The following is a 6,628-nucleotide window of genomic DNA, read 5'->3' as shown; positions in this document are numbered from 1 at the left end:
TCGCTTTCATGCGGACCTCATGCGCGGGCCTGCCCCGGCACGCCGCCCCGCAACGGGCGCCTGCCCCACCAGCCCGCCAGCAGCATGCCGGCGATGATGTCCCAGAAGCCCCAGACGCCGGCCACCACGGCCATGCCGCCCAGGCCGCCGAAGAAGCTGAAGATCAGCACCAGGCCCAGGCCCGCGTTGCGGATGCCGACCTCGATGGACAGGGCGCGGCGGTCGTAGTCGGGCAGGCCCACGGCGCGCGCGCTGAGCCAGCCGATGCCGAAGGCCAGCGCGTCGTGGATGGCCACGGCCACGATGACCAGGCCCACGTAGTCGAGGAAGTAGCGCCAGTTGCCCGCGATGGCGCCGACGATGAAGCCGATGAGCGCGAGGAAGCTGAAGATGCGCACCGGCTTCTTGAAGCGCGCCGTGGCCCGGGGGAAGCGGTGCGCCACCCACAGCCCCAGCGCGAAGGGGATGCCGATGATGAGCAGGATGTGCCCCACCATCTGCACCGGGTCCAGCGCGATGGTCTTGAGCAGGGTCAAGGCCGTGGGGTGCAGGCCGCCCCAGAAAGCGAAGTTCAGCGGCATGGCCACGATAGCGATGGCGTTGGACACCGCCGTCATGGACACGCTCAGGGCCACGTTGCCGTTGGCGCGGTGGGTGAGGATGTTGCTCACGTTGCCCGGCGGGCAGCAGGCCACCAGGATCATGCCCAGCGCGATGCTGGGCGCCACGCCCAGCAGCAGCGTGAGCCCGAAGGTGATGGCGGGCAGGAACAGGAACTGCGCCACGATGCCCACGGTGAAGGCCAGCGGCAAACGCAGCACGCGCTTGAAGTCCTCGATGCGCGTGTCCAGCGAGATGCCGAACATCAGGAAGGCCAGCACCGCGTTCAGCACGGCGAGCGAGGCGGGGTTGAAGTTCAGGCGGATCTCGTCGACGGGCAGCATGGGCGGAGTCTCCTCATCCTCATTGCGGGAAGGCGTTGGCGGCCTCGCGCACGGCCTTGCGGTAGGTGCCCTTGTGCACGTAGTAGGCCATGCGCTCGAGCTTGAGGTAGCGGTAGCCGCCCGACAGGTCCGGCGGCGGGCCGGCCTTGGCGGCCTTGAGCGCGGCGGCCTGCGGCGCGCCCGCGTCCAGGGCCTTGAGGTAGCGCGCCACCAGCTCGGCCTGTTCGTAGCGGCCCTGCCAGCCCAGGCCGCTGGCCTCCACCATGCCCAGCACGGCGAGGCGGTCGAAGCGCGGCGCGAAGATGTTGAGGTAGAGCTGCGGCGCCATGCCCTGCCAGTTCAGCAGCGCGTGGTCCAGGAAGGGGTAGTGCAGCTTGTAGCCGGTGGCCGTGAGGATGAGGTCGTAGTCCTGCGCGCTGCCGTCCTTGAAGTGCACGGTGGGGCCGTCCAGGCGCGCGATGTCGGGGCGCACGGCCACGTCGCCGTGGCCGATGTGGTACAGGATGAGCGAGTTCACCACCGGGTGCGACTCGTACATGAGGTAGTCGGGCTTGGGGAAGCCGAAGCGCACCGGGTCGCCGGTGAACCACTGCAGGATGGTGCTGTCGATGCGCTGCTTGAGCCAGGGCGGCAGCGAGATCTTGCCGCCCACCGAATCGGCCGGTTTGCCGAACACGTACTTGGGCACGAAGTAGTAGCCGCGCCGCACCGAGATGTCGATGCTTCTGGCGTGGTGCACGGCGTCGACGGCGATGTCGCAGCCCGAGTTGCCCGCGCCGACGATGAGCACGCGCTGGCCCGCGAGCTGCGTGGCCGACTTGTACTGCGCGGTGTGCCAGATCTCGCCGCTGAACGAGCCCTCGAAGCGCGGGATGTTGGGCTCGGCCAGGGTGCCGTTGGCCACCACCACGCCCTTGTAGAGCGCGGTCTGTGGCGCGGCCTCGCCGGTCTGCGTGGTCAGGCGCCACAGGGTGTCGGGCGCGTCGGACACGGGCTCGGCCTTGAGCACCCGGGTGTGGAAGCGGTAGTGCTGGCGCAGGCCGAAGTGGTCGGCGAAGGCGCGGAAGTAGTCCAGCAGCTCGCGGTGGCTGGGGTAGTCGGCCACGCCCTCGCCCATGGGGAATTCGAGGAACTCCGTCATGCGCTTGCTGGAGATCAGGTGCGCCGATTCGTAGACGGTGGAGCGCGGGTTGTGGATGTTCCACAGCCCGCCCACGTCGCCGTGCGCCTCGAAGCCCTGGAAGGGCACGCCGAGTTTCTGCAGGCAGCGCGCGCCGGCCAGGCCGGACGGGCCGGCGCCGATGAGGGCGATCTGTTGTTCGGTGGGAGCGGTCATGGGAATCAGCGGGTTTGACCCAGGGACACCGCCGGGCTGGCTTGGCCAGACGGCTGGTGTCGCCCCCTTGAGGGGGTCGCGCGAAGCGCGGCAGGGGTGGTCGTCATTTCAGTCCGGGGATGTCGGTGGCGCCGGGTTCGCCGGCGCGCGGCTTGCGCGGCTGGCCCAGCAGGATCTTGTCGTGCAGCCTCTCGGGCAGCAGGTCGAGCAGGCGCGAGAGCCAGCCGATGCGCCGCGGCAGCACGATGTGTTCGGTGCCGCGCGCCACGCCCGCGAGCAGGCGGCGCGCGGCCTCGTCGGGCTCCAGCAGGCCGGGCATGGCGAAGCGGTTGCCGGCGGTGAGCGCGGTGCGCAGGTAGCCCGGGCTCACGGTGTGCACGGTGAGGGCCGTGGGCCGCAGCTCGGCGCGCAGGCTTTGCAGGTAGGCGATGACGCCGGCCTTGCTGGCGCAGTAGGCGCCGTTGCCCGGCATGCCGCGCCAGCCGGCGATGCTGGCCACGCCCACCAGCGCGGCCGCTCGGCCGGCGTCCTTCATGGCGCCCAGGAAGGGCGAGAAGCTGGTGGCCACGCCCAGCAGGTTGATCTCCAGCATGCGGCGCATCACGCGCAGGTCGTCGGGGCGGGCGGTGTCGAAGCCGCCGGCCACGCCGGCGTTGGCGATCACGAGGTCGGGCGCGCCGAAGCGGGCGAGCCAGTCGGCACCCACGGCGGCCATGGCGGCGGCGTCGCTCACGTCGGGCGTGTAGACGGCGCAGCGCTCGGGCGCGAGCGCGGCGAGTTCGTCCAGCGCGGCGCGGTTCAGGCCGATCAGGGCCACCCGGGCGCCCTGCGCGATGAGCTGGCGCGCCAGCGCCTGGCCAAAGCCGCCGCAGGCGCCGGTGAGCACGGCGTTGTGGAATCGCAAGGCGCGGGCCTCCTCTGTGGGTTGTTGCCGGCGACTGTAGGGGGCGCCTACACTGCGTCTCGAAAACTTTTATTGATTTGTCTCGAAATTCGAGACATGAAAGAACCCGCCTCCCCCACCAGTCCGGGCCTGCGCCTGATGGACCTAATCGAGCACCTGGTGCGCGAGGGCCGGCCCCTGGCCCTGCCCGAGGTGGTGGCCGGCACCGGCTGGCCCAAGCCCACGGTGCACCGCATGCTGCAGCAGTTGGAGATGGGCGGCTGGCTGCAGCGCGAACCGGACGGCCGGCGCTACGCGCTGGCGCCGCGCCTGCTGCGCCTGAGCGAAGACGCGCTGGGCGCGAGCACGCAGCACGGCGTGCGCCACGCGGTGCTGCGCCAGCTGGTGGCCGAGCTGGGCGAGAGCTGCAACCTCACGGCCCTGTCGGGCGCCGAGGTGGTCTACCTGGACCGGGTGGAGTCGGCGTTTCCGCTGCGGCTGGAGCTGCGCCCGGGCACGCGCGTGCCGCTGCACTGCTCGGCCAGCGGCAAGCTGTTCCTGGCGCACCTCGATCCGGCGCGGCGCCGGGCCCTGCTCGATGGCCTGAGCCTCACGCACCACACGGCCACCACGCTGGTGCGGCGCGACGCGCTGGAGGCCGAGCTGGCGACCATCCGCCGCCAGGGCCACGCCTTCGACGCCGAGGAGTTCGTCGACGGCCTGGTCTGCATCGCGGTGCCGGTGCGGGCCAGCGGCGAGCGCGGCCTGCGCTGCGCGCTGGCGCTGCAGGCGCCGTCGGCGCGCGTGCCGCTGGCGCGGCTGCCCGCGTTCCTGCCGCGCCTGGCGGAGGCGGCGCAGGCGCTGGCGCGCACGCTCTAGACCGGCACAGCGGCGCGCCGCCGCGCTCAGGCCTCGGCGGTTTCGAGCAGGGCGTCGATGTCCGCCTCGGCGGCGCGCAGGCCTTCGCGGCGCGGTTCCTCGCCCATGGCCAGGCCCTCGGCGAAGACGAAGCGCACGTCGGTCATGCCCAGGAAGCCCAGGAAGTTGCGCACATAGGGCGTCTGCGTGTCGTGCGGCTGGCCTTGGTAGAGGCCGCCGCGCGCGGCGAACACCAGCACCTGCTTGCCCTTGACCAGGCCCTCGGCGCCGGCCGCGGTGTAGCGGAAGGTGACGCCGGCGCGGGCGATGTGGTCGAAGTAGGCCTTGAGCGTGGACGGGATGCCGAAGTTGTAGAGCGGCAGGCCCAGCGCCACCACGTCGGCGCTTTGCAGCTCGGCGATGAGCGCGTCGGACTCGGCCACCAGGGCCTGCTGTTCGGGCGTGCGCTGCTCGGCCGGCGTGGAGAAGGCGCCCACGCGCGCCAGGTCCAGGTGCGGCACGGGCTGGGTCGCGAGGTCGCGCACGACGACGCGGCCCTCGGGGTGGGCGGCCTGCCAGGCGGCGACGTAGCGGTCGGCCAGGCGGTTGGACTGGCCGTTGCCGAGCAGGAGACTGGAGCGGATCAGGAGCAGGGTTTTCATGGCGGGTTCCTTGTTGGGATGCGCCATTGAAACATCGACTTATTGAATGAAAAAGCGCAAAATTCTGCTCAAAACCATCTACTCAATCGATCATAAAAGCCATGGCCCACCCCCGCGTCACGCTCGATCAATGGAACGCCCTGGTGGCCGTGGTGGAGGCCGGCGGCTACGCGCGCGCGGCCGAGCAACTGAGCCGCAGCCAGTCCTCCGTCACCTACGCGGTGCAGCAGATCCAGGCGCAGCTGGGCGTGCAGGTGTTCGAGCTGGAGGGCCGCAAGGCCCGGCTCACGCCCACCGGTGAGCAGCTCTACCAGCGCGCGCGCTACCTGGTGGCCGAGGCCGCCGCGCTGGAATCGGCCTCGGCCTGCCTGTCGCTGGGCTGGGAAGCCGAGCTGCGGCTGGCGGTGGAGGTGATCTACCCCAACCGGCGCCTGTTCGATTGCCTGGAGCGCTTCGGCCAGAGCGCCGAGCACACGCGCGTCGAGGTGGTGGAGGCCGTGCTCGGCCACCGCAGCTCGCTGCTGGAAGAAGGCGGCATCGACATCGCCATCTACGGCACCGTGCCCACGGGCTACGAGGGCCAGCACCTGATGCGCGTGCGCTTCCTGCTGGTGGCCCACCCGGACCACCCCCTGCACCGCTTGGACCGCGCCGTCACGCTGCGCGACCTGCGGCAGCACCGCCACCTGGTGGTGCGCGAGACCAGCCCGCAGCGCGGCCACGAGCCGGCGGTGCAGACGCCGCGCCGCTGGACGGTGAGCCACATCTCCACCTCCATCGAGGCCGCGCGCGGCGGCCACGGCTTCGCCTGGCTGCCGGAGGAACTGATCCGCCAGGACCTCGACGCGGGCCGGCTCAAGCCCCTGCCCATGCGGCGCGGCGGCGAGCGCTTCGCCGACCTGTACCTGGTGTTCGGCGACCGCGAGGGCGCCGGCCCGGCTGCGCAGCGCCTGGCCGAGATCCTGCTGGCCAACGCGCGCGGGGCCGGTTAAGCGCAGCGGCTAGCGTTATTCGATCGGCTTGTCGGGCAGCGGCGCGTGCATGCCCACGGCCATGCGGTTCCAGGTGTTGATCTGGGCGATGGTCCAGCTGAGTTCAACGATCTCCTGGTCATTGAAGTGGTCGCGCAGCGCGTCGAAGGCGGCGTCGTGGCCCGCGTGCCCGTCCGGCAGGCGCGTCAATGCCTCGGCCCAGGCCAGCGCCGCGCGTTCGCGCGGGCTGTACAGCACCGTCTCGCGCCAGGTGCACAGGCTGTTGATGCGCTGCCAGGCCTCGCCGTGCTGGCGCAGCTCGCGCGTGTGCATGTCGACGCAGAAGGCGCAGCCATTGATCTGCGACACGCGCAGGTCCATCAGCGACATCAGGCCCTTGCCCAGCGTGGAGCGCATGGTGCTGGCCTTGACGGCGGCCATGGCCTGGTAGGTCTTGGGCGCGATCTCGGTCCAGGGGAGACGGGGAGCGTTCACGGGGATCACCTTTCGTTGTGAGAAGAAATGAAGAAAGCCTTCACCCCTCAAGACGAAGCGGCGCCGTCTCCTGTGACGTAGTTTGTGACCGATGGGTCCAGCTGCGCGTGGCCCAGCGCCTGCGCGATGTGCCGCAGCTTGTCGGGGTTGCGCTGCACCTGGATGCCCACGACGCGGCCGTCCTCGATCCGCAGCGCCTGCGCCGATTCCAGCGCGCCGTCGATGAAGCGCAGCAGGCCCCATTCGCCGTTGAGCGGGGCCAGTTCGTAGTGCACGCGGCCCGCGAAGCGCAGGCTGGTGGCCAGATAGAGCTGCGCGATGCGCTGGCCGCCCAGCAGGGGCACGCCAAAGCTGGGCACCTTGCCACCGCCGTCGCTGACGAGCCGCGCGTCCTCGGCCAGCACGGCCTTCAGGCCGCTGATGTCGCCGCGCGACGCCGCCTCGGCGAAGGCGCTCAGCAGGCGCCGCTGGTCCTCGGG

Annotated in this window: 8 protein-coding genes; 2 read left to right on the top strand and 6 right to left on the bottom strand. The window is 71.1% G+C overall.

The window, feature by feature from the left end:
* Positions 1-17: 17 nt before the first annotated feature.
* The 3 genes from BGO22_RS18345 to BGO22_RS18335 form a co-directional block, all read right to left on the bottom strand.
* Positions 18-944 (bottom strand): bile acid:sodium symporter family protein, encoded by a 927-nt coding sequence (locus tag BGO22_RS18345; RefSeq protein WP_286852108.1) that lies wholly within the window; start codon positions 942-944, stop codon positions 18-20.
* A gap of 19 nt (positions 945-963) precedes the next feature.
* On the bottom strand, positions 964-2,280 hold the full coding sequence (locus tag BGO22_RS18340) for a flavin-containing monooxygenase (protein WP_286852107.1): 1,317 nt from the start codon (positions 2,278-2,280) through the stop codon (positions 964-966).
* Positions 2,281-2,383: 103 nt separating this feature from the next.
* Positions 2,384-3,184, bottom strand: coding sequence for an SDR family oxidoreductase (locus BGO22_RS18335; protein WP_070399321.1), 801 nt, complete (start codon positions 3,182-3,184; stop codon positions 2,384-2,386).
* Between the two features lie 96 nt (positions 3,185-3,280).
* On the opposite strand from BGO22_RS18335, the gene BGO22_RS18330 reads away from it, so the two are divergent.
* On the top strand, positions 3,281-4,042 hold the full coding sequence (locus BGO22_RS18330) for an IclR family transcriptional regulator (RefSeq protein ID WP_286852104.1): 762 nt from the start codon (positions 3,281-3,283) through the stop codon (positions 4,040-4,042).
* 26 nt (positions 4,043-4,068) lie between these two features.
* On the opposite strand, the gene BGO22_RS18325 is transcribed toward BGO22_RS18330, so the two are convergent.
* On the bottom strand, positions 4,069-4,683 hold the full coding sequence (locus tag BGO22_RS18325; RefSeq protein ID WP_286852102.1) for an FMN-dependent NADH-azoreductase: 615 nt from the start codon (positions 4,681-4,683) through the stop codon (positions 4,069-4,071).
* A 101-nt stretch (positions 4,684-4,784) separates the two neighbouring features.
* On the opposite strand from BGO22_RS18325, the gene BGO22_RS18320 reads away from it, so the two are divergent.
* Positions 4,785-5,675 (top strand): LysR family transcriptional regulator, encoded by an 891-nt coding sequence (locus tag BGO22_RS18320; RefSeq protein WP_070399310.1) that lies wholly within the window; start codon positions 4,785-4,787, stop codon positions 5,673-5,675.
* Positions 5,676-5,690: 15 nt separating this feature from the next.
* On the opposite strand, the gene BGO22_RS18315 is transcribed toward BGO22_RS18320, so the two are convergent.
* Positions 5,691-6,149 (bottom strand): carboxymuconolactone decarboxylase family protein, encoded by a 459-nt coding sequence (locus BGO22_RS18315; protein WP_070399532.1) that lies wholly within the window; start codon positions 6,147-6,149, stop codon positions 5,691-5,693.
* A gap of 47 nt (positions 6,150-6,196) precedes the next feature.
* The coding region (locus BGO22_RS18310; protein WP_502686482.1) for a sigma-70 family RNA polymerase sigma factor family protein at positions 6,197-6,628 on the bottom strand (432 nt) is incomplete at its 5' end.

Origin of the sequence: Hydrogenophaga sp. 70-12 (genome assembly GCF_001897365.1) — a bacterium.
Classification (GTDB): Bacteria; Pseudomonadota; Gammaproteobacteria; order Burkholderiales; family Burkholderiaceae_C; genus Hydrogenophaga; species Hydrogenophaga borbori.
Note: the sequence above shows the minus strand (reverse complement) of the source record. Positions and strands in the feature narration are given on the sequence as shown.